Source organism: Metabacillus crassostreae, from assembly GCF_016908395.1.
GTDB classification, from domain to species: Bacteria; Bacillota; Bacilli; order Bacillales; family Bacillaceae; genus Metabacillus; species Metabacillus crassostreae.
The window spans coordinates 64,716-86,790 of sequence record NZ_JAFBDU010000003.1 but is presented as its reverse complement, the minus strand read 5'-3'; the positions used below and the strand labels follow the sequence as shown (position 1 = coordinate 86,790).

At 32.9% G+C, this 22,075-nt stretch carries 21 protein-coding genes; 20 read left to right on the top strand and 1 reads right to left on the bottom strand.

Features of this window, described 5'->3' with window-relative positions:
• The first annotated feature begins 70 nt into the window (after positions 1 to 70).
• The 11 genes from rluB (at position 71) to JOC75_RS24265 (ending at position 11,954) form a co-directional block, all read left to right on the top strand.
• Complete coding sequence (gene rluB / locus JOC75_RS12045) at positions 71 to 805, top strand: 23S rRNA pseudouridine(2605) synthase RluB (RefSeq protein ID WP_146946192.1); 735 nt, start codon at positions 71 to 73, stop codon at positions 803 to 805.
• 93 nt (positions 806 to 898) lie between these two features.
• On the top strand, positions 899 to 1,420 hold the full coding sequence (gene resA, locus JOC75_RS12040) for a thiol-disulfide oxidoreductase ResA (protein ID WP_204954313.1): 522 nt from the start codon (positions 899 to 901) through the stop codon (positions 1,418 to 1,420).
• A gap of 17 nt (positions 1,421 to 1,437) precedes the next feature.
• The gene (resB, locus tag JOC75_RS12035; RefSeq protein ID WP_204954312.1) at positions 1,438 to 3,060 is read left to right on the top strand and encodes a cytochrome c biogenesis protein ResB; all 1,623 of its coding nucleotides are present in this window, start codon (positions 1,438 to 1,440) and stop codon (positions 3,058 to 3,060) included.
• 20 nt (positions 3,061 to 3,080) lie between these two features.
• On the top strand, positions 3,081 to 4,256 hold the full coding sequence (gene ccsB, locus JOC75_RS12030) for a c-type cytochrome biogenesis protein CcsB (RefSeq protein ID WP_204954311.1): 1,176 nt from the start codon (positions 3,081 to 3,083) through the stop codon (positions 4,254 to 4,256).
• 373 nt (positions 4,257 to 4,629) lie between these two features.
• Complete coding sequence (locus tag JOC75_RS12025; RefSeq protein WP_204954310.1) at positions 4,630 to 5,352, top strand: response regulator transcription factor; 723 nt, start codon at positions 4,630 to 4,632, stop codon at positions 5,350 to 5,352.
• Positions 5,349 to 7,145, top strand: a complete 1,797-nt coding sequence (locus JOC75_RS12020) for an ATP-binding protein (protein WP_239589441.1) — start codon at positions 5,349 to 5,351, stop codon at positions 7,143 to 7,145. The genes JOC75_RS12025 and JOC75_RS12020 overlap by 4 nt, the downstream gene beginning before the upstream one ends.
• Positions 7,146 to 7,330: 185 nt before the next feature.
• Entirely contained in the window at positions 7,331 to 7,918 is a 588-nt protein-coding gene (locus tag JOC75_RS12015) for a cob(I)yrinic acid a,c-diamide adenosyltransferase (RefSeq protein WP_204954309.1), read from the top strand.
• On the top strand, positions 7,915 to 8,418 hold the full coding sequence (locus JOC75_RS12010) for a GNAT family N-acetyltransferase (protein WP_204954308.1): 504 nt from the start codon (positions 7,915 to 7,917) through the stop codon (positions 8,416 to 8,418). The genes JOC75_RS12015 and JOC75_RS12010 overlap by 4 nt, the downstream gene beginning before the upstream one ends.
• A 602-nt stretch (positions 8,419 to 9,020) precedes the next feature.
• Complete coding sequence (gene sigX / locus JOC75_RS12005; RefSeq protein ID WP_204954307.1) at positions 9,021 to 9,572, top strand: RNA polymerase sigma factor SigX; 552 nt, start codon at positions 9,021 to 9,023, stop codon at positions 9,570 to 9,572.
• Positions 9,550 to 10,737: a hypothetical protein gene (locus tag JOC75_RS12000; protein WP_204954306.1), complete on the top strand. Its 1,188-nt coding sequence runs from the start codon at positions 9,550 to 9,552 to the stop codon at positions 10,735 to 10,737. The genes sigX and JOC75_RS12000 overlap by 23 nt, the downstream gene beginning before the upstream one ends.
• Positions 10,738 to 11,036: 299 nt before the next feature.
• A complete protein-coding gene (locus JOC75_RS24265) occupies positions 11,037 to 11,954 on the top strand; it encodes a peptidoglycan DD-metalloendopeptidase family protein (RefSeq protein WP_204954305.1) in 918 nt (305 codons plus the stop codon).
• A gap of 316 nt (positions 11,955 to 12,270) precedes the next feature.
• Here the strand turns inward: JOC75_RS24265 and JOC75_RS11990 are convergent, their stop codons facing one another.
• Positions 12,271 to 12,519, bottom strand: coding sequence for a ferredoxin (locus JOC75_RS11990; RefSeq protein WP_146946181.1), 249 nt, complete (start codon positions 12,517 to 12,519; stop codon positions 12,271 to 12,273).
• A gap of 420 nt (positions 12,520 to 12,939) precedes the next feature.
• On the opposite strand from JOC75_RS11990, the gene JOC75_RS11985 reads away from it, so the two are divergent.
• From JOC75_RS11985 to JOC75_RS11945, 9 genes are all read left to right on the top strand, one after another.
• A complete protein-coding gene (locus JOC75_RS11985) occupies positions 12,940 to 14,001 on the top strand; it encodes a YpbB family protein (RefSeq protein WP_204954304.1) in 1,062 nt (353 codons plus the stop codon).
• Positions 13,998 to 15,485, top strand: coding sequence for a RecQ family ATP-dependent DNA helicase (locus tag JOC75_RS11980; protein ID WP_204954303.1), 1,488 nt, complete (start codon positions 13,998 to 14,000; stop codon positions 15,483 to 15,485). Before JOC75_RS11985 ends, JOC75_RS11980 begins: the two co-directional genes overlap by 4 nt.
• Positions 15,486 to 15,488: 3 nt before the next feature.
• A complete protein-coding gene (locus JOC75_RS11975; protein ID WP_204954302.1) occupies positions 15,489 to 16,085 on the top strand; it encodes a CPBP family intramembrane glutamic endopeptidase in 597 nt (198 codons plus the stop codon).
• The gene (locus JOC75_RS11970; RefSeq protein WP_204954301.1) at positions 16,075 to 16,779 is read left to right on the top strand and encodes a LysM peptidoglycan-binding domain-containing protein; all 705 of its coding nucleotides are present in this window, start codon (positions 16,075 to 16,077) and stop codon (positions 16,777 to 16,779) included. The genes JOC75_RS11975 and JOC75_RS11970 overlap by 11 nt, the downstream gene beginning before the upstream one ends.
• A 141-nt stretch (positions 16,780 to 16,920) precedes the next feature.
• Positions 16,921 to 17,388 carry a DUF2663 family protein gene (locus JOC75_RS11965; RefSeq protein WP_204954300.1) on the top strand — a complete coding sequence of 156 codons (468 nt, stop codon included), beginning with the start codon at positions 16,921 to 16,923 and terminating at the stop codon, positions 17,386 to 17,388.
• Positions 17,389 to 17,680: 292 nt separating this feature from the next.
• Entirely contained in the window at positions 17,681 to 18,448 is a 768-nt protein-coding gene (locus JOC75_RS11960) for a metallophosphoesterase (RefSeq protein ID WP_204954567.1), read from the top strand.
• A 125-nt stretch (positions 18,449 to 18,573) separates the two neighbouring features.
• A complete protein-coding gene (locus JOC75_RS11955; RefSeq protein WP_204954299.1) occupies positions 18,574 to 19,497 on the top strand; it encodes a MerR family transcriptional regulator in 924 nt (307 codons plus the stop codon).
• 123 nt (positions 19,498 to 19,620) lie between these two features.
• Entirely contained in the window at positions 19,621 to 20,205 is a 585-nt protein-coding gene (locus JOC75_RS11950; protein ID WP_204954298.1) for a genetic competence negative regulator, read from the top strand.
• 431 nt (positions 20,206 to 20,636) lie between these two features.
• The gene (locus tag JOC75_RS11945; RefSeq protein ID WP_204954297.1) at positions 20,637 to 21,908 is read left to right on the top strand and encodes a Glu/Leu/Phe/Val family dehydrogenase; all 1,272 of its coding nucleotides are present in this window, start codon (positions 20,637 to 20,639) and stop codon (positions 21,906 to 21,908) included.
• Positions 21,909 to 22,075: the final 167 nt, after the last annotated feature.

Here is a 22,075-nt window from a genome sequence, read left to right as displayed (position 1 = left end):
TTTCTATACTAAATTGTCGAAACTTGTGAAAATAAAATGAAAACAGTAATATATTATCGAGGTGAAAGATATGGAACGCTTACAAAAAGTAATTGCTCATGCTGGTGTTGCATCAAGAAGAAAAGCTGAGGAATTAATACTAGAAGGCAAAGTAAAAGTAAATGGAAAAGTTATTAAAGAGTTGGGTACAAAGGTATCAGACAATGATCGCGTTGAGGTAGAAGGAATTCCATTAGAACGTGAAGAGCCTATCTATGTTATTTTATATAAACCAAGCGGTGTGATTTCTGCTGTTAAGGATGATAAAGGCAGGAAGGTTGTTACAGACTTTTTCCCATACATAAAACAACGAATATATCCTGTTGGAAGATTAGATTATGACACATCAGGTATTCTTTTATTAACAAATGATGGTGACTTTGCTAATATTCTTATGCATCCCCGCTATGAGGTTGATAAGTCTTATGTTGCTAAAGTAAAGGGAATTCCTACTCGTGAAAAAATTAAACAGCTTGAAAGAGGCGTTATGCTAGAGGATGGAAAGACAGCACCTGCACATGTGAAGGTATTGTCGGTAGATAAAAAGAAAAATACAAGTATTATTGAAATTGTTATTCATGAGGGACGTAATCGACAAGTGAGACGTATGTTTGAAGCAATAGAACATCCTGTACAAAAATTAAAACGTGAGAAGTTTGCGTTTCTTAATTTACATGGACTTACTACTGGTGATTCTAGAGAGTTAACTCCACATGAAGTGAAACAATTACGATCTCTTGCTCAGCATGGAAATAAGCTAAAGTAATTTTCACATAAACTTCAAAAAATCTAGACAAGCAAATTGAACGTTAATGGTATAATTACTTAGAATGTCTAAGGAGTAGGAGAGTATGAAGAAATGAAAAAAAACCGCTTACTCATGCGCTCTGTTATATTAATTATATTAATTGGTGCATTAGGATACACATTATATTCAAACTTTTTTGTTAGTAAGGAAAGAGTTAAGGTAGGAAGTGAAGCACCTGACTTTGTGTTAAAGGATTTAGATGGAAATGAACATCAATTATCAGATTACAAAGGAAAGGGAGTTTTTCTCAATTTCTGGGGTACTTGGTGTGAGCCATGTGAGCGTGAAATGCCTTATATGGATAATCAATATTCTTATTATAAAGATCAAGGTGTTGAAGTGCTAGCTGTTAATATTGCTGAGTCAAATATAGCTGTACAGACATTTATCGATAAACACCATCTATCATTTCCAGTTATTCTAGATAAAGATAGACAAGTACTAAATGCATATGGTGTTGGCCCTTTACCAACAACCTTCTTAATTAATCCTGAAGGAAAAGTAGTTGATATTACCTCAGGAACTTTATCTGAACGAATGATTAGAGATTATATGGAACAGATTAAACCTTAAAATGGGGAGTTTTCAGCATGAACAATGTTATGTGTGAGTGTGGTCATGCAAATCCAGAAGGAACTCTTATATGTGAATCATGTGGGAATCCAATAGGTGAGAAAGAGATAAATGAACCTAAAAAATTACTTGATATGAAGTATGAAGGATCTGCTAGACGCTCGCAAACTTACAAAAAAACGATGGTTGATAAGATATGGAACTTTTTTTCATCGGTTAAAGTTGGGGTCTGGTTAATTGTTCTAACACTTTTGGCGTCAGCTTTAGGAACAGTGTTTCCACAAGAGATGTATATTCCACCAACATCTACAGCATCACAATTTTATAAAGATGAATATGGGTTCTTAGGTCAGCTTTATTATGAATTAGGTTTTCATAATTTATATGGCTCTTGGTGGTATATGATACTAGTAGCTTCAATTGGTATATCACTTGTGATTGCAAGTCTAGACCGCTTTATTCCACTTTATCGTGCTTTAAAAAAACAAGGTGTAACTAGACATGAATCGTTTATGAAGCGTCAAAGACTTTATAGCTCTACACAAACGAACGAATATGATTCACTAAAAATAAAAGAACAGCTTGAAGCTCGTCGTTATCGTGTAAGAGAAGAAAATGGTAACCTCTTAGCAGAAAAAGGACGATTTTCAAGATGGGGTCCATATGTTAATCATTGTGGACTAATTATCTTTTTATTTGGTGCAATGCTTCGTTTCGTTCCTGGTATGTATGTTGACGAAGTTCTCTGGGTAAGAGAAGGGGAAACAGCTGTTATTCCAGGGACTGAAGGTCAGTATTACTTAGAAAATAAAGAATTCATTATGGAAGTTTACGAGAAAGATAAAGAAAACGAAGTGTTTGAGGATGCAATTAACAGGGTTGGAGATGGTTCTGTTGTAAAAAACTTCCAATCTAATGTAGTGTTATACAAAAGAACAGGTGAAATTGTTCATGGAGCTGAACCTGAATTAAAAGAAGTAAAAAAAGAAGAAATTAGAGTTAATGAGCCATTGAAGTTTGACGCATTTTCACTTTACCAAGTAGATTATAAGCTTAATGAGTTAAACAAAATGAAATTCAGTTTAATAGATAAAGAAACTGAAGAAAGCTTTGGTGATTTAACAGTAGATTTATTAGACCCAGCAAAGGAATATGATCTTGGGAATGGGTATAGAGTACAACTCGCAACATATCTTCCTGATTTTTATTTTGATGAAGATGGTGTCCCAGATACAAAAACCAGAATACCTAATAATCCTGCCTTTGTTTTTAAAATGTTTACACCTGAAACACCAGAAGGAGAATCAAGTTTTGTTGCTATTCAACAAAACATAGAGCCTTCAGGGCAAAACCAATATAAGATGATCTTTCAAGGTGTAGAAACTAAGGATTTAACGGCATTAACTGTTAGAAAAGATATGACATTGTGGTTCTTAGGTATTGGTGGGGCAATCTTTATGATTGGCGTTATTCAAGGTATGTACTGGAATCATCGTCGTATATGGATAAAAAACCAAGATGGTCATGTGCTTGTAGCAGGACATACAAATAAAAATTGGTATGGCTTGTCACAGGAATTGAAGAAAATATTGGACGACTCGCCATTAAACATCCCACAAGATCAAAATGAAAAACAATAATGTTTTAGGGAGGGGAAAACATGGCTTCGCTTAGTAGTAACTTTTTAGAGATTGCTTTTGTCATATATTTAGTAGCAATCTTTTTATTTGGTGGTTCGATCCGTGATAAACGTTCTAAATCAGATAAAATGAGCAAATGGACGATTATTGCGGTTGCAACTACTATTCTTGGCTTTGTTTCACAATTAGGTTATTTTATTACTAGATGGATTGCATCAGGACATGCACCAGTGAGTAATTTATTTGAATTTGCGACAGCATTTGGAATGATGCTTGTTCTTGCTTTCATTATCTTATTCTTTATATACAAAGTTGCTATATTAGGACTATTCACATTACCAATTGTTGTTTTAATTATTGCTTATGGAAGTATGTTTCCTACTGATATAAGTCCACTTATTCCATCGTTGCAAAGTCATTGGCTATACATTCATGTGACAACTGCTGCGTTGGGACAAGCAATACTATCAATTAGTGCTGTAGCAGGTATTATTCATCTTGTAACAGTAGTAGATCAAAAAAAGTCATCAAAAAAGACTTTCTGGCTTGAAGCTATTATGTATGTTCTTGTTATTACACTAGGTTTCATTCTTGTAACAAGTACATTCAAAGGACTTGATTATTCCGCTGAATTTAATTGGATTGATAAGAAAGATCAGGAATCTGTTATGATCTTCAATATGCCTGCTTTAGTCGGTCCTAATGAAGGGGAATTAATAACAGAAGGTAGATTCCAACCAATCATTGAGCTTCCTGCAATTATTTCAGCTGTCAAATTAAACACGGTTTTATGGTCAGTAGCAGTTGGTACAATTCTTTATGGATTATTTAGACTGATTTTTAGAAAGCGTATTTCTGCATTAATTCAACCTCTTACCAAAAATGTAAATTTGGAGCTTGTTGATGAAATTGGGTATCGTTCAGTTGCAATTGGTTTCCCTATTTTTACTCTAGGAGCGTTAATATTTGCTATGATTTGGGCGCAAATCGCATGGACACGTTTTTGGGGCTGGGATCCTAAAGAGGTATGGGCACTCATCACGTTCTTGTTTTATGCAGCATATTTACACCTTCGTCTTTCTAAAGGTTGGCATGGCGAGAAATCAGCTTGGCTTGCAGTTATTGGTTTTGCTATAATTATGTTTAATTTTATATTTGTAAACTTAGTTATTGCTGGCTTGCATTCTTATGCATAATAAGTTGTAATAATAGAACTAGTTGAATATTTCTGTAAGTAGCATATTAATAGTAATAACACTGCTATAAAAGCCTTCACTCTTGCAGTGAAGGCTTTTATTTAGGCTCTTTTCTGAAAGATTGTTGCTATATAACCAAAATATGCAATAGAAACAGTGTGTTTTAGCATAAAGGCTACTATTTTATGAAGAAAAGATGCCACTATTCTTAATAAAATGCTGATTTCTTCTGGTATCTATAAGCAATAAAGTTTGTGAAAAGAGCCTTTATTTATATGAACCTTATTAATTTGATAAGATAGGTGTAATAGCGAGAAATAGTAGGGTAAAAAGAGAAAGATATTATTTATCCCATACATAAGGAGTGTTCTTAATGGAAGAGAACCAATATGCAAAAATTTTAGTGGTTGATGATGAAGATCGGATCAGACGTCTTATAAAAATGTACCTTGAACGAGAAAATTATGAAATTGAGGAAGCTGAGGATGGTCATCAAGCATTAGAAATGGCTTTAAATAATGAATATGATTTGATTATGTTAGATGTAATGATGCCTGGTATAGATGGGATTGAAGTTTGTCGTCAACTACGTGAAAAAAAGGCAACTCCAATTATTATGCTTACTGCAAAAGGTGAGGAAACAAATCGTGTACAAGGTTTTGAAGTAGGAACAGATGATTATATTGTAAAGCCTTTTAGTCCAAGAGAAGTAGTGTTAAGAGTAAAGGCATTGCTTCGTAGATCATCCCAAACATCTTATTTAAAAACTGATACTAAAACAAAGAATATTATTGTGTTCCCTCATCTTTCTATTGACCATGATGCTCATCGTGTAACAGCAGATGGTACTGAAGTAAGTTTAACACCGAAGGAATATGAGTTACTTTACTTTTTAGCAAAAACTCCGGATAAAGTATATGATCGAGAGAAATTACTTAAAGAAGTATGGCAATACGAATTTTTTGGAGATTTGCGAACAGTTGATACACATGTTAAAAGATTGAGAGAAAAATTAAGTAAGGTTTCACCTGAAGCAGCCAAAATGATTGTTACTGTTTGGGGAGTAGGCTATAAATTTGAGGTAAGCAATACATGATTCTGTGGAGAAGTGTAGTTGGTAAACTTTGGGGAACGATTCTTTTACTCGTTTCCTTTGTTTTGTTTGTACTTACAATATTAATGCTGGAGTTTATTGAGAATTATCATGTTGATGAAGCTGAACGAGAATTAACACAGCTTGCTACTAAAGTTTCGGCAATAATAGAGAGTCATGAAGATCAAGATCTTGCCATGTCAATATCATGGGAATTAACTGATGAATTGACTGATATTATAATTATTGAAGATGATACAAATTACTGGAAATCTCCAATTAAAACAGATGAAATAGCACATCTCGATTTTAAAGACATCAAAAATGATCCAGATCTTTATAAAATATTAGAAAATCAGAAAAAGGTAAGTAAACGGACAAATCTAGATTCTGGTGAGCAGTATGTAAATGGTGAAGATGAGGTTCTTATAGTTGGAGTGCCATACAAAGTTTCAGATACAAAAAATGGTGCTGTTTTCATTTCTCAGTCTTTACTTGCTGTTCATGATACAACTAAACATACAACAAAATTTATAATATTAGCAGCAGGAATTGCAATTATTTTAACAACGATATTTGCGTTTTTCTTATCCACAAGGATTACATACCCTCTTAGAAAGATGAGAGAGGTAGCGCAGGAGCTAGCAAAAGGGAAATTTGATACGAAGGTACCAATCATGTCAAACGATGAAATTGGAGAGCTTGGAATCGCCTTTAATCAAATGGGGAAACAATTAAAATTTCATATTAATGCTCTAAGACAAGAAAAAGAGCATTTGACCAATATATTAAGTAGTATGGCAGATGGTGTTATTACTTTAAATATTGATGGAACTATACTAGTAACGAATCCTCCAGCAGAGAGGTTTTTACAAGCATGGTATTATGAGCAGGAAATGAAGATTGAACTTGGCAAGGAACTACCACCAGAAGCACAAGAGCTTTTTCAAAGAGTTGTAAATACAGAGAAAGAGCAAGTAATTGAGATTATGATTCAAGGTAGAAGTTGGGTTATATTAATGAGTCCTTTGTATAATCAGTCTCATGTTCGAGGTGCAGTTGCCGTTCTAAGAGATATGACAGAGGAAAGACGTCTAGATAAGCTTCGTAAAGACTTTATTGCGAATGTAAGCCATGAATTGCGTACACCTATATCAATGCTTCAAGGCTATAGTGAGGCCATTGTAGATGATATTGCAAGCACAGATGATGAAAAGAAAGAAATAGCTCAGGTTATTCATGATGAGTCACTTAGAATGGGACGATTAGTGAATGACTTATTAGACTTAGCGAGAATGGAAGCAGGTCATATTTCTCTAAATCTAGAGGATATTTCGATAACAGAATTTATAGATAAGATTAATCGGAAATTTCAAGGTCTTGCTAAAGATAAAAAAATTAAGTTAGCTGCAGATGTGAGTATAAGTAAACCTAATGTTTTACTTGATCCAGATCGAATAGAACAAGTATTAACGAATTTAATTGATAATGCTATAAGACATACAACTGAAGATGGAACAGTAACGATTGAAGTTGAGGAGCTTGATAATGGTCTTACAATAAGTGTACAAGATTCTGGAAGTGGAATTCCTCAAGAAGACTTACCTTTTGTATTTGAGCGTTTTTATAAGGCAGATAAAGCAAGAACAAGAGGAAGAGCTGGTACAGGACTTGGACTGGCAATTGTAAAAAATATTATTGAAGCACATAAAGGGAAAATCCAGGTTCATAGCAAAATAGATGAAGGTACGACATTTAGTTTCTTTTTACCCCGAAATATGCCAACATCCGAATAGAATTTGCCGAACAATCTTGTTTCATAAGAAACATTGTTAAGCTTATAGACGATCTTACCTTTAAGGAATTTCGCTCTATAAGCTTTTTTTAATGATTTTTAATTTCAAGCAAAGTAACATTAAATGTTTTACCTCTTTTGGTCGTCATGGTTTAATAAAGATAGTAAAGAAGGAGTGTGAATAGATTGAATTTATATACAAGAACTGGTGATAGCGGAAAAACAAGTATTATTGGTGGGAGAGTTGATAAAGATCATTTACGAGTTGAAGCTTATGGAACAATTGACGAAGCAAACAGCTTTGTTGGCCAGGCAATGACATTACTTACAGATTCTAAGTTTGAAGATATTTATAATGAGCTTGAAAGAATTCAACATGAATTATTTGATTGTGGTGGAGATCTTGCAGTTGTTAAAGAAAAATATCCGTATAAAACAACAGAAAATATGGTTGCTTTCCTTGAGGAGAGAATAGATCATTATGTAAAAGAAGCTCCTACACTTGAACGTTTTATTTTGCCAGGAGGAAGTCCAGCAGCAGCAGCCATCCATCTTGCAAGAACTGTTACACGAAGAGCAGAAAGGTGTACAGTTACATTACAAAAAGAAGCTGAAATTAATAACATTGTTCTCACTTATTTAAATCGATTATCTGATTATTTCTTTGCAGTGTCACGTGTTATTAATTATCGATTAGGAGTAAATGATGTTGAGTATGAGCGAAGTGCATTAGTTTTTAAAAACAAATCCTCAAAAGCAGAAGGTGAAAAGTGAGTGAAATAAAAATTTTAACGATTGAACATGCCGACATATATCGCTCATTAAGGCTTGAAGCTTTAAAAAATAATCCAGAGGCTTTTTCATCAAGCTATGAAGAAGAAGTTGTTCTGCCTCTTTCTGTTTATGAAAAACGTCTTCAATCTACTGAGACCTATATATTTGGAGCATTTTCAGATAATAGACTTGTTGGTACAGTTACATTAGTTAAAGAAAGTAAACGAAAACTTCAGCATCGTGCCACAATTTTTGCAATGTATGTTTCCCAAGAAAGTAGACAAAAAGGTATCGGTAAGTCATTAATGGTAAATGCGTTAGAAAAAGCAAGAAATTTAAAGACAATTGAACAAATTTATTTAACAGTCGTAACAGAAAACCACACTGCTAAAAGTTTATATGAATTATTAGGATTTCAAGTATATGCTTTAGAAAGAAAAGCATTAAAAATAAATGATCACTATTATGATGAAGAACATATGGTGTGTTTTATTACCTGAACAATTGTTACATGTATATTTTAAGAGATAACACAATGAAATAAAGTATTGAAGCGTTTGATAACCCCGAATGATTAGGTGATATTTCAGGTTAATATCTCCCTAATTGTACGGGTCTTTTTGTTGTATTCAGTAGAATTTTATTTTTAATAGTTAATGGAATGAAAGCGGATGTTACTTGAGTCCTAGGTTTAGCTTTCTTCCCAGCGAACCCTGGTCTGGAGCGCAACGAACTTGTTTTTTAAAACTTAACTGATTAATGCAAAACAGTATTAGGTATTGAATAAAATAGGTGTACGAGTTTAGTAGTTTATATGGTAAAGTAAAATAGGATATTACATATTATTACATAGTTGTTACAGATTCATTTCTTTATTACTTAAAGCTGTTTTCGAAAACTTTGTTGTTTATAAAAACCTGAAGAATTCAGCATTGTAATAGTCTAGTGGCATCTTTTCTTTATAAAATAGGAGCCTTTATGTGAAGATACACTGTTTCTACTTCATATTTTGGTTACAAAGCCACATTGTTTCAGAAAAGAGCTTAATTAATGTAACCTTACTTTTCATTGTACGACTAAATAAGAGAATGGAGGGGCATTCATGGAGGATACCTTTCAAAGAATATATGAAAAATATCATCAAGATCTTTTTCAATTTTTGTTCTATATGGTCAAAAGTCGTGAACAGGCAGAAGACCTAGTGCAAGAGGTTTATATACGAGTATTAAAATCCTATGATAAATTCGAAGGTCGCAGCAGTGAAAAAACGTGGTTAATTTCTATTGCAAGACATGTGGCAATAGACTGGTTTCGTAAACAAAAAACAGTTAGACAAAGAATTTTCGAAAAATTTGATTGGGAAAAACAACAAATTGAAGATGACCATCAACCACTTCCTGATGAAGTCTTGCTCCAAAATGAACAGGTTCAATGGATTTATAAAGCACTTAATGGTTGTACAATAGATCAGCGGACTGTCATTATATTGCGCTATGTTCAAGAATTATCTATTTCTGAAACAGCAGATGTTCTTGGTTGGTCAGTAAGTAAAGTGAAAACAACTCAGCATCGTGCTATAAAGCAGCTACAAAAACATATAGTGAGTATTTCTGAAAAGGAGGGGTTTCCTATTGAAAAGACAGGAGTGGAATGATGAAAAGCTCGAACAGATCTTAAGACAGTTACCCCAAGTTCAAGATAAAAGGAGTTCCGAAGATATTTATCAAAGAATTTTAACTAAACAGCAAAACCGTAAAAAGTTAAAAACATGGATTGCTCCAACTTTCGCAACTGTGGCAGCAATGTTTATTTTCATTTTGTTTTCTCCATATTTGTTTCAAGAAATTACTTCTTCTAATCAAGAAAGTAGTATGGATAAAGCAACATCAAGCTCAAGTGGAGAAGAGGAAATTTCACTTAATAATCAAGAAGATGAGTCAAAGCGAGAGTCAAGTATTATGGTGCAAGAAAATGACAATGCTGAGGTAAAGCTTGCGGACCTTGAAAATAATATACAAGAAACATTTGTCACTCCCTTCGAAGATGGAAGTCAGACAATAACGATCGGTTTAACAGCAGCAAATGCAGATTACATTATTCCAATAAGTGTGAGTAAAGAACATCTTAATCAGCCACAACAAATACAGCAGATTTTAGTAGAGAATTTAATTGAAAAGATTGGACCTGTTAGCTTCGAACTACAAAACACAGAGATTTTACCACAGGAAAATCCAGAAGAAATTATTCTTGATTATACTGGGAAACCAATACTGTCAAGTTCGATGTCAGAAACTATTTATATAGAAGCAATCCAAGAAACATTTCGCTGGATAGGAGTTAATACAGTCAAATTTCAGACAAATAGTAATGCAGGAATAGAATTTGGTAATTCAGGAAAACAGTATGAAATGACTATTCAAGAAAAACGACAAAAGGCTTATTTAATATATCAATATAGTGAAAACACATCCAAATTACTTGTTCCTTCACCAGAATCTTTTTTAACGATAGATGACGCAATAGAGATCATGATGACAGGTATACCTGACAAGAAACTATATCCTTCTGTTGTGGAACAACTGTCAAATATCTTGATCACCGAAAATGATACACAAATACAAATAGAATTTAGTAATGGTGATTCTTTTCAAAATAATGAGCAATATATACTAATGCTTGAAGCAATTTTATTAACAGCAAAAGAATTTGGGTTTAAGGAAGTCAAGTTCAATGGCATTGGCATAAATAAGATTGGAAATATGGATGTAACCAAACCAGTAGAAGTCCCATTTTCACCTAATCCAATTCATATAAACTAAAAGAGACTCAATTGTTGAGTCTCTTTTTGTGTATAGTTTGGAAGATAATGTACTAAACTATTGTTGTTCTTTTTTAAGAGAGACATACATAGACTGACGATGTGGTAAAAAGAAAGACTTGCTTATGTATCACCTATCTTTAGCATGTTTAGCAGAACTGTCGTATAGATTTGCCTGAATTAAGCATACAATGAGAGGTTTTTGTACAAGATGGATAGTACGTTATAACCTTAATCTTAAAGTATTGTATAGGCAGGGTTAACTAGAAAATAGTCCAAAAATGAAGTAGGGGGAGAAAAATGCAAGCTAAAATCATACAAATAATAGGGATTTTTATATTAGGACTCTTTACTGGAGTCATTTTATTAAGCACGCAAAGTGCAAGTGCACAAACATACATAGAAGAACTAGAAGATCAATGGGTTATGCCAGTAGATGGTAAGATTACTGACACATTTGGTACTCGTAAAGGGAAGCATAAAGGAATTGACATTGCTGCTCCTGAAGGAGAGGAAATTGTGTCTGTTTCAGAAGGAAAAGTAACAAAATCCTATTATTCAGATACATATGGTCATGTTGTTTTTATTAATCACCCTGAAGGATATGAGACAGTATATGCTCATTTACATAAGCGTTTGGTAGAAGAAGGAGACCAAGTAAAAAAAGGTCAAATAATAGGCATTATCGGCAATACAGGGATTTCAACAGGAACTCACTTGCATTTTGAACTACATAAAGGTGAATGGACATATGACAAGGAACATGCGTTAGATCCATTGTTTGTATTTGGATTGCAAAGTGATACAGTTGTTCAGTCAAAAGGAGAATCAGCGAATGATTCACTTGTAAATAAAGCAGAAGAGCAAATTCCAACTTTTGCTCCAGAAAAGCCTGTTAGCCATCTTCATGATGAAAACGAAACAAAATTGATAACAGTTGAAAGAGGTGACACATTATGGGCTATATCTCTTGCTCATAATATACCTATTAATTCTTTGAAGAAATGGAACAATTTAAATAGTAATACAATCTATCCTGAACAACAACTCACTGTGCACATAACTAATGACCAAAGCTATGTCGTTCAATCAGGAGATACAATCTTTTCTATTGCAGAGGAATTTAGTGTAAGCCCAGAATCAATAAAAACAGTTAATCAATTGAATAATGAGACAATTTATCCTGAACAAGTTTTAATTATTAATGAGAGTAATTAAGAAGATATTCAATCAGAAATGATAAGAGGCTGGGACATAAGAATTTAAGCTAATAATAGACCCGAATTTTTAGGTGATTCAATTAATCATTCGCTTAATAGTTCGGGGTCTTTGCTGACTTCAATAATTATTTTTATTTTGCATACTATTTTTTTAGGACCTGTGGAACACGAGTGTCTCGGAGGGCAATGGAACGAACTTGTTTCTTTCAGCTTAAATGAAATTAGGTTTATTCGTCTTATTATATGACTTCTTTAAATATGTCTTAGCCTCAAATAATAAACCCCCTCTATAAAAGAGGGGGTTTTATTAGAGACTATTCAAACTTTAGTGCGTCACCGTCAAATTTTTCGTCTGCAATTTTTATTGAGTCTGTTGGACAGCCTTCAAATGCATCCATCATATCTTCTTCAAGTGCATCAGGAATTTCAACAATTCCTTGGTTGTCATCTAGAGTTACAAATGCGATACCCTCATCATCATAATCATAGATATCAGGTGCAGCTGCTCCACAAGCGCCACAAGCTATGCACGTGTCCTTGTCTACTATTGTATATTTTGCCATTAAACAAACCTCCTGAATGTATAATACCATATCATTATATGGTAGAAATGGTTAATTGAGTGATTCCTTACCTAAAAGATATCATTCACTAATATTGTCTCCTATTTAGTATTGTAAATCGGTTTTTAGGACATTTCAATAAAAAACTCTATTGAGAATCCTTATCACACCTGGGTTTGTAATGTTTGTGAAAGTTTTTTGCAGGTAAGTTATTGATAATTGGTCAAAAGATGTTCTAGAAAAAATTACATTTATAGCTGTATTAATCAATTCTAATTACCAAAGATCCTTTCGAAATATCACTTTTTACAAAGAGTGAAGAAAACAATGGATAAAACGGATTAATTATATATCGTTGTCCATAAATTTGTTAAAATATAATAAATGATCGAATATTGTCAAACATTGTAGGGTGGTATAATGAAACTAAGTTATTTCCATATCGTTTTGCTCTATTGCTTAAATCAATTTAATGGAGAAAGATCTGCCTCCGCTATTTATCATTTACTTAAAGGGAAAAAATCTTCACAAACAATTCAAGATGGGAAACTTTTTAATGTTTCTCATATGTTTAGTATATTTCCTTGGCTTTCACGTGTGCAAACAAATGCTGCTTGGCAAGATATGGTTCAGGAAGGGTTAATCGTACGAATACCTGAGAACCAATTGATTGTAACCGAAAAGGGAAGGCTAGAGTTGGAAACAAGATTAGAGCAATGTCCTTTTCCTAATAATATACATGGCTGGAATTATGGTGATATTGGGAGACTTTTCTGGAGAAGGCTTTCTTTACTTGTTCAAGTTGTTTCAAATGTTGCTTATGAAAGAAAGGATTATTTACCTGTTACAAAAAATCAAGAAGATTTGGATTGGGTAAAAATGTTCTTAAGACATATGAAGATGTCGAAAACAGAATTAAATAAAAGCCTCTATAACGAGATCTATAAAGCTCTTCAAGAGCAATCTGAAAAGGGAGCAGTAATCTTTGTACAAAAACTAACGGCCAGTAAAAAAATCGGTCTGACTTTTGAACAGATTGCAGTAAAGGAAAAAGAGGATTCACAATACATTTATCTTTTGTTTTGGGGTATTATTCATTCGTGCATTGAGCTTCAACAATTAAAAGTGGATCAATTCCCTTTGTTTAATGAAATCATAAAAGATAAATTTCAAACGGAGTTTTTAACTTCTTCAAGCAAAAAAACCAAAAACTATCTGTTACAAGGTAAAAGTATTTCTGAAATATCGAGTATACGTAGATTAAAAGAAAGTACAATAGAAGACCATATAGTCGAAATCACACTTCATGATAAACATTTTCTGCCTTGGGATTTTTTAAGTGAAAAAGACTATCTTGTTATAAAGCAAACGATTGCTAAATTAAATACTCATCAATTGAAAAGGGTTAGAGAAGCTTTAGGTAGCAACTTTAGTTATTTTCAAATAAGGCTTGTATTTGCACTGATGGGGAGGAAAGAATGAGACATTTGTTAGAAAAAGCTCTGCAAACAAATTTCAATCTAACAGAATTTAGGAATGGTCAGTTAGAAATTATTGAGAATATTTTAGCTAGAAAAGATGTCATTGCTATGCTTCCTACTGGAGGTGGTAAATCATTATGTTATCAGTTGCCAGGGTATTTTTTAGAAGGACCAATATTAATTGTTTCCCCACTTTTATCATTAATGGAAGATCAGGTTGAACAAATAAAACAAAGAGGCGAAAAAAGTGTTATCGCACTGAACAGTACAACCCCTATTTATAAAAGAAGATTGCATCTTGAAAGCATTCAACAATATCGTTACATCTATGCATCACCAGAAATACTTCAAATCGATTATGTGAGACATGCGTTGAAAGAAGCTAATATCTCTTTATTCGTTGTAGATGAAGCACATTGTATTTCACAATGGGGACATGATTTTCGTCCAGATTACGCTAAATTGGGCGAACTAAGAGTTGAATTGAAAAACCCTCCCTGCTTGGCATTAACTGCTACAGCAACAAAAGAGGTAATTCTAGATATAAAAGAAATTTTACAATTCAGCAGTGAACATAGGGAATATATATATTCAATAAATAGGTCAAATATTTCTTTATCCGTTGAAAAGCTTTCTACTATGAATGAGAAAATAACACGAATCGTGGAGTTAGTTCAAAACCTAAAAGGACCTGGAATTATATATTGCTCAAGTAGATTATGGACGGAGAAATTAGCACAAATCCTAATGGATTCTGGTGTTGGAGATGTAGGGTATTATCACGGAGGAATGGATCAAGAACAGCGTATTTTGATTCAGCAGCAGTTTCTATATAATCAATTGAAAATTGTTTGTTGTACAAATGCATTTGGAATGGGCGTTAATAAGCAAAATATAAGATATGTTATCCATTTTCATTTTCCATCACAAATTGAATCTTATATGCAAGAGATAGGTAGAGCTGGTCGTGATGGATTACCAAGTATTGCTATTACATTAGTAACTGATAATGATTATGAAATTCCAAAATTGCTTGTTGAATCAGAATTTCCTTCTTACGAAAAATTGTATCAAACAGTTTACTTTTTAGAAGAAAATAAACATATATCTCTTACTAGTGATAGGATTATTGAAATGTGTGGTTTATCTGAAACCCAATGCAGATATATCGAAAATATTTATCATAATTATTCGCTTGACCCAGAAAAAATGATTTCGTTTATATGGAATGAAATTGAAAAAAGAGTGCTAATTAAACATGATAAATTAAATACAATGACCAAATGGATTTCCACAACGGACTGTAGAAGAAAACAGTTATTAGCTTATTTTGACGAAAATTTAGAAGCTGTTCAAGATAATTGCTGTGATTGTTGTGGGGTTTCCTACGATTTGTTCATAAGTAGTGAAAAAAACTCTTACCAAGCCACTGTTATAAATTGGGTAGCAGAGCTGGATGAGATTTTTCGTAGGGTGAGTGAGTAAAATTTGTTTAAAAAGCAGAATGAAATCATTAAACATTTAACAGACAAACAAATCGTTCAAAATCTTTACTTTACGCAATTGTTATTACTAGTTCTTTCTTTAGTATTAAGTGTTTTTCTCTTTAATAGTCCGCAAAGTTTTTTTGAGCTATTTGAGTACAAAAACCTTACATTTATCTATTATGGAATAGGAGTTGCGTTACTTGTCATTATTGTAGATTTTATTATTTTTAAGGTATCTCCAAGTGATTTAGTTGATGATGGAGGAATTAATGAAAAGATTTTTAGTAAAAGATCTATTCTTCACATCATTTTTTTAACTGCACTTATAGCATTTTCAGAAGAACTGTTGTTTAGAGGTGTTCTTCAAACCAATTTAGGGATTTGGATAGCTAGTATTATCTTTGCTATATTACATTTTCGCTATCTCTCTAAATGGTTATTGTTTATTATGGTTGTGACGATCAGTTTCTTATTAGGTGTTGTGTACGACATTACAGATAGCTTATATACAACAATAATCGCTCACTTTTTAATCGATTTAGTTTTTGCTATACAAATTAGACTTCAATATGTAAATGAGGTGAAACATGATGAGTGAGACGGGAAAGCAACGAACCGATCAAGCAGAAAATTTACGTACAAAGATGATTGATGATTATAAAGAGCAGCATGGTGATTATCCACCACGTGGTGAAGTTCACAAAAACAAGGAAAAAAAGTCAAAACTAAAATTGAAATATCCGATTATTAGTTTACTAGCTTTGTTTTTTTGCTTAGTTCCTGTTTTGATTTTTTCATTTTATCTCTATTATAATGACGATAGCAGAACTTCTAAAGATAATGAAGAAACAGTTGGCAACGATACGATCTATATCCCGAAAAAAAATAATAATAATGATTCAACATTAACTGATGAAACGACGATCGAGGCAGAAGAAGCTGTTTCAAATGAACCTGATGAATCTATAGAAGCTGAATCTCAAGCTGAAGAACAAGTAACTACTGAAGAAGTAGAAAAGATAGATGAAAAACAAGAAAAAGCTGAAAACCAGCCTGAGAAAAGTGAGATACCTAATACAACGGAAACTGACACTGAATCTACATCAACAAATTCAAATGAGCAGGAATATCGAGATATAATCACGCACAAAGTAGGTGCTGGTGAAACACTTTTTAAAATTGCTATAAAATACTATAATAGTCGAACTGGCGAGGACATTATTCGTCAGTATAATAATCTAAATGGAAACGACATTTACGAAGGACAAATCCTTAAGATTCCATTAAAATAATGAGAATCATAACTTCCACTGTGTATAAAACCTCAAACAGTGGGAGTTTTTTTATTTGTTCTAAAAGAAAAAAGAACATCATATCTAATAGGACAACTTCATACAATGTAACAAGTAATATTGAAAGTGGTATGAAGGGAAGTGATTGAGATTGAAACAAGAATTCAGTTATTAAAGGATCATACGGATGCTCCTACGAAAAAAATGTTGGAAAATTTAGTAGATCGAAAAAGGAAATTTGATGCTTATAAAAAGAAATGCTTTAAAGCTCAATTTATCACTTTCCTCTTACTGATGGGGTTTGTCGTTTATTTATATGCTTTTTTAATAAAGCCAGCAGGAGGACAAATTGAAGTTATTCTTCGTTCGATTTTTGATGAGGAATTTCATGTTTTTGTTATATTATTGATTGTTAGTGGGTATGCAACTGCCCAATTTTACAAAAAGAAGGAAGATAAAGCTGAGAAGGAATACCATAATCTGAGATGTGAAGTTATTAGAAAAAGTGCAGAATTATGGCCACAACCAACTCCATGGAAAAATCGTCATGAAGTTTTTACAATGATGAAGCATGAATATGATATTAACTTATTTCATGAAAGTAAATAAATTCTTCTTATAAAAGGGCCTTTCCGTTAAATTTGTTGTTTTAGAATCTGATGAAAAAACTCTGTATAAAGACTAGTAGCATTTTTTCTTCTAAAAATCGCACTTTTTTATGCGATAACATATTGGTTCCAACAGTTAATGACGTCTAAAAGCAATAAAGCTTATTTTTATATGAAAAAAGCCAATCATTTCATCTTTATAGAAATGATTGGCTTTTTTGTTATATAATAACATAAGCTTTTTACCTTTAACTTCCTAGTGTTACTGATTTCTAATTTGAGGTGATTTTTTGATTATATGGAGCGGTCTTATTTTTATATTAGTTAGTGGACTTATTATTTTGTTTATGTTTATAAAGGGTAATGAAAATAATTTAACAACAAATGTAATGGAGTTTGAATCATATCCAGATAGTTTTGATGACTTGCATGTTTTTTTTATTTCAGATATTCATAGAAGAATTATATCAAATAAATTAATCGGAAAAATACCTGGTAAAGTTGATGTAATAATTATTGGCGGAGATTTAGTGGAATCTGGAGTTCCTTTAACAAGAGTTAGACAAAATATTAAAGCATTGCGTGATATCGCACCTATTTATTTTGTATTCGGTAACAATGATTATGAAGTAGGAAAAGAAAACCTTGAGAAGGTGCTGAATGAAAGTGGAGTTTTCCTCCTCAATAATACTGCTACAACATTCACTTCTCATAAAGGAGATCATATTATTTTACTCGGAGTCGAAGACCTAAGTGAAGAAAGAGATAGGTTGGAGCGTGCATTAGGTCAGAGTTCTGAAGGATTTAAAATATTAGTGAGTCATAACCCAGATATATACGATAAAATTTCAAGTGATGACCAAATATCACTTATCTTAAGTGGTCATACTCATGGTGGACAAATTCGAATTTTTGGTCTGGGTATGTATCAAAAAGGCTGTTTACACTACTTGGAAAAGGCAACAATGTTAATAAGTAATGGATATGGAACAACCTTAATTCCGTTACGATTAGGTGCGCCAGCTGAAGCACACTATATTAAAATAAAAGGAACTAAATAAGGAATTATCATGAAGGTAGGCCATGCTTTTGTTAAGCATGGTTATTCATTTGTTATACAAAGTTTACACAAGGGTAACAATTAGATATAATTTTCTTACAGAGTTTTTCTAATGGGGGATTTTTAATGTCGATTCAAGAAGGCAAATATAATATAAAAGCAGTTTCCAAGATGCTAGGAATTCAAGCAGGAACCTTAAGAGCTTGGGAACGTAGATATAATATGATCGCACCGGTAAGAAATGAATCAGGGCACAGATTATATTCAGAAAATCACATAAAAATTTTAAGGTGGCTTATTCATAAAGTTAATAAAGGATTTACAATCAGTCAAGCTGTTAACTTACTTGAAACGAATCCGTTGTCGTTAAATGAGCAATCCGAATTGAAAATAAAGCCTACTGAACAAGACCACTCACTTGATTTAATGGACGAGCTATTACATTCACTTCTAACCTTTGATGAGAATTCAGCACATGAATTATTAAATAGAGCTTTTAGCCTTTATTCTGTTGATAAAGTAGTCATCGAGATCCTCGGGACGTTACTGGTTAAGATCGGTGATATGTGGGAAGTAGGAAAAATTACTTCTGCGCATGAACATTTTGCTTCTTCTTTTTTACGCTCGCGCATTGGGATGATTTTGCATACATTACCAGTGGATGGGTTATTGCCAAAAGTTATTGCAGTTTGTGGACCAGATGAAACTCATGAGTTAGGTTTATTAATATTTACTCTATTCTTAAGACGTAAAGGGTTTGAAGTCATTTATTTAGGTGCAAGTATTGCAGAGGGCGATATTGATATTGTTATTGAAGAAGTAAAACCAGAATTTCTCTTTTTATCGTGTACGTTAGTGAAGAATGTAAAGAAAACATTTGAACTTGTTGATCATCTCTCATCTAAATACGAGCGACTTAAAATAGGTCTTGGTGGTAAAGGTTTTTCTAAGATATCAGAAGAAAGCCTTTTACCTTACGAAGCACATATTTTAGGTGGAAATAAAGATCAATGGGGAGAATGGCTTAAGGGAAAAATAGGAATGGAATAATTAATGCTTTTAACTTGTCTAAATTTGTCCTAAAGTGTAAACTGTAAAAAATATTAGAACCATCTCGTATAAAAATCATACTATGATTATATATAGAGCGGTCTCACGGCAGGAGGGTATGGGATGCGGCTAGAGCGACTTAACTATGATAAAATTAAAATATTCTTAACCACAGATGATTTAAGAGATAGAGGATTAACAAAAGAAGACCTCTGGAAAGATTCATTAAAGGTTCAACAACTATTTAGAGATATGATGGATGAAGCAAGTGTTGAATTGGGCTTTGAGGCGCATGGACCGATAGCTGTTGAAGTATATTCACTTCATGCTCAAGGGATGGTTATTATTGTTTCTCATAGTGAAGAAGCAACAGAATTAGATGATGATTTTTCTGACGAATATATTGAAATGCAAGTTAAACTAGATGAGAACTTTGATATTATATACGAATTTAGTTCGTTTGAAGATATCATTCAGGTGTCAAACTATCTTTTTAGAAAAAAAGTCCAAGATGGAATGATCATTTTCTATTCAGAAAAGTATTATTTACTTTTAACCGATGACCAACCATTCGATATTGATGATTTAGTAGCAATTTTAGCTGAGTATGGCAATCCATCAACACTAACTGTCCATAGATTAAAAGAATATGGAAAAGTGATTATTGAACAGAAAGCAATTGAAGAAATTCATCATCATTTTTGGTAAACTTCTTTTTGCTTTTATCACTTATATTCATATTTTCACGATTGATAAGAGATACTATATACGAAGCAATCGAAGTAATCGATTGCTTTTCTTACATAAAAATTTACAAGTTGTATCTTCTGTAAAAGATATTTTCTTCACAGCCGTTTTAGACATTCCTCAAAAATGTAAAAGGAATCTTAGTTAGCTAGGTTTACTAAACGTGTTTAATGTTTTTATGGATTCTCCAAAGTATGTTTTAGTAATATTGAAAAAAGGTATTTTCGTGGTGTTATAGAAGGATGATAAGAAATAAATGATCGTGAATGCGATGTAAAAAACTTTAAAAAGATGCTTTTTCTTCTTTGCATAACTCATATGAAAGTGTATACTAATGTCTGAAAGGTGGACATTCTTTCATTCACTGATTAGATTTAGGAGGTTAACTTTTAATGGTAGCCGAGAAAAACACCGATGCACAAAATGATAAATTAGATGTGTTAAAATCAACACAAACGGTGATACATAATGCCCTTGATAAGCTAGGGTATCCTGAAGAAGTATATGAATTATTGAAAGAACCAATTAGATTGATGACTGTTAAAATTCCTGTTAGGATGGACGATGGCTCAGTAAAGATATTTACTGGTTACCGCGCTCAACATAATGACGCAGTTGGTCCAACTAAAGGTGGAATTAGATTTCATCCTAATGTTACTGAAAAAGAAGTGAAAGCACTTTCGATTTGGATGAGTTTAAAATGTGGAATTGTTGATTTACCGTATGGTGGGGGTAAAGGTGGCATTGTTTGTGATCCAAGAGACATGTCTTTTAGAGAACTAGAGCGCCTCAGCCGAGGATATGTGAGAGCGATCAGCCAGATTGTTGGACCGACAAAAGACATTCCAGCACCTGATGTTTTTACAAATTCTCAAATAATGGCTTGGATGATGGATGAGTACAGTCGTATTGATGAATTTAATTCTCCAGGCTTTATTACAGGTAAACCATTAGTTTTAGGTGGTTCACATGGGCGAGAATCTGCGACAGCAAAAGGTGTAACCATTTGTATTCGTGAAGCAGCTATGAAAAAAGGAATTAAGCTTGAAGGTGCAAGAGTCGTTGTGCAGGGATTTGGGAACGCAGGGAGTTTTCTTTCGAAGTTTATGCATGATGCAGGAGCAATTATTGTAGGTATTTCAGATGCTTACGGTGGCCTTTATGATCCTGAAGGATTAGATATAGATTATTTATTAGATCGTCGTGATAGTTTTGGCACTGTTACGAAATTATTCAATGATACAATTACAAATCAAGAGCTTCTTGAATTAGACTGTGACATTTTAGTTCCTGCAGCAATTGAAAATCAAATTACTGAGCAAAATGCGGATAAAATTCGTGCTAGTATTGTAGTAGAAGCAGCAAATGGTCCTACTACACTTGAAGCAACAAGAATCCTCTCTGAAAGAGGAATCTTATTAGTTCCAGATGTATTAGCGAGCGCAGGTGGAGTAACTGTATCTTATTTTGAATGGGTTCAAAATAACCAGGGATACTATTGGACAGAAGAAGAAGTCGAAGAAAAACTTGAAAAAGTAATGGTTAAATCATTTAATAATATTTATGAAACAAGTCAAAACCGACGTGTGGATATGCGTCTAGCTGCTTATATGGTTGGTGTACGTAAAATGGCTGAAGCATCTAGATTTAGAGGATGGATTTAAGTTTATTGTTTGCAAACAAATTGAAAATCTCCTATCATTTGTGATAGGGGATTTTTGTGTTTCTTGTAAAACATATTTTTTCACTTAAACAAATAGGCATACTATTTAGAGGCTTAGAGGCTATACTTAAATAGATTTTTAAATAAACATCTATAAGAAATAGAAGT

Excerpts from the sequence above, each read along its gene's own strand:
- JOC75_RS11970 (WP_204954301.1), top strand. The coding sequence starts at position 16,075 with ATGATGAGTGAGACGGGAAAGCAACGAACCGATCAAGCAGAAAATTTA.
- JOC75_RS11945 (WP_204954297.1), top strand. The coding sequence starts at position 20,637 with ATGGTAGCCGAGAAAAACACCGATGCACAAAATGATAAATTAGATGTG.
- JOC75_RS11955 (WP_204954299.1), top strand. The coding sequence starts at position 18,574 with ATGTCGATTCAAGAAGGCAAATATAATATAAAAGCAGTTTCCAAGATG.
- JOC75_RS11980 (WP_204954303.1), top strand. The coding sequence starts at position 13,998 with ATGAGACATTTGTTAGAAAAAGCTCTGCAAACAAATTTCAATCTAACA.
- rluB (WP_146946192.1), top strand. The coding sequence starts at position 71 with ATGGAACGCTTACAAAAAGTAATTGCTCATGCTGGTGTTGCATCAAGA.
- JOC75_RS24265 (WP_204954305.1), top strand. The coding sequence starts at position 11,037 with ATGCAAGCTAAAATCATACAAATAATAGGGATTTTTATATTAGGACTC.
- sigX (WP_204954307.1), top strand. The coding sequence starts at position 9,021 with ATGGAGGATACCTTTCAAAGAATATATGAAAAATATCATCAAGATCTT.
- resB (WP_204954312.1), top strand. The coding sequence starts at position 1,438 with ATGAACAATGTTATGTGTGAGTGTGGTCATGCAAATCCAGAAGGAACT.
- JOC75_RS11950 (WP_204954298.1), top strand. The coding sequence starts at position 19,621 with ATGCGGCTAGAGCGACTTAACTATGATAAAATTAAAATATTCTTAACC.
- JOC75_RS12025 (WP_204954310.1), top strand. The coding sequence starts at position 4,630 with ATGGAAGAGAACCAATATGCAAAAATTTTAGTGGTTGATGATGAAGAT.
- resA (WP_204954313.1), top strand. The coding sequence starts at position 899 with ATGAAAAAAAACCGCTTACTCATGCGCTCTGTTATATTAATTATATTA.
- JOC75_RS11985 (WP_204954304.1), top strand. The coding sequence starts at position 12,940 with ATGAAACTAAGTTATTTCCATATCGTTTTGCTCTATTGCTTAAATCAA.
- ccsB (WP_204954311.1), top strand. The coding sequence starts at position 3,081 with ATGGCTTCGCTTAGTAGTAACTTTTTAGAGATTGCTTTTGTCATATAT.
- JOC75_RS12020 (WP_239589441.1), top strand. The coding sequence starts at position 5,349 with ATGATTCTGTGGAGAAGTGTAGTTGGTAAACTTTGGGGAACGATTCTT.
- JOC75_RS11990 (WP_146946181.1), bottom strand. The coding sequence starts at position 12,519 with ATGGCAAAATATACAATAGTAGACAAGGACACGTGCATAGCTTGTGGC.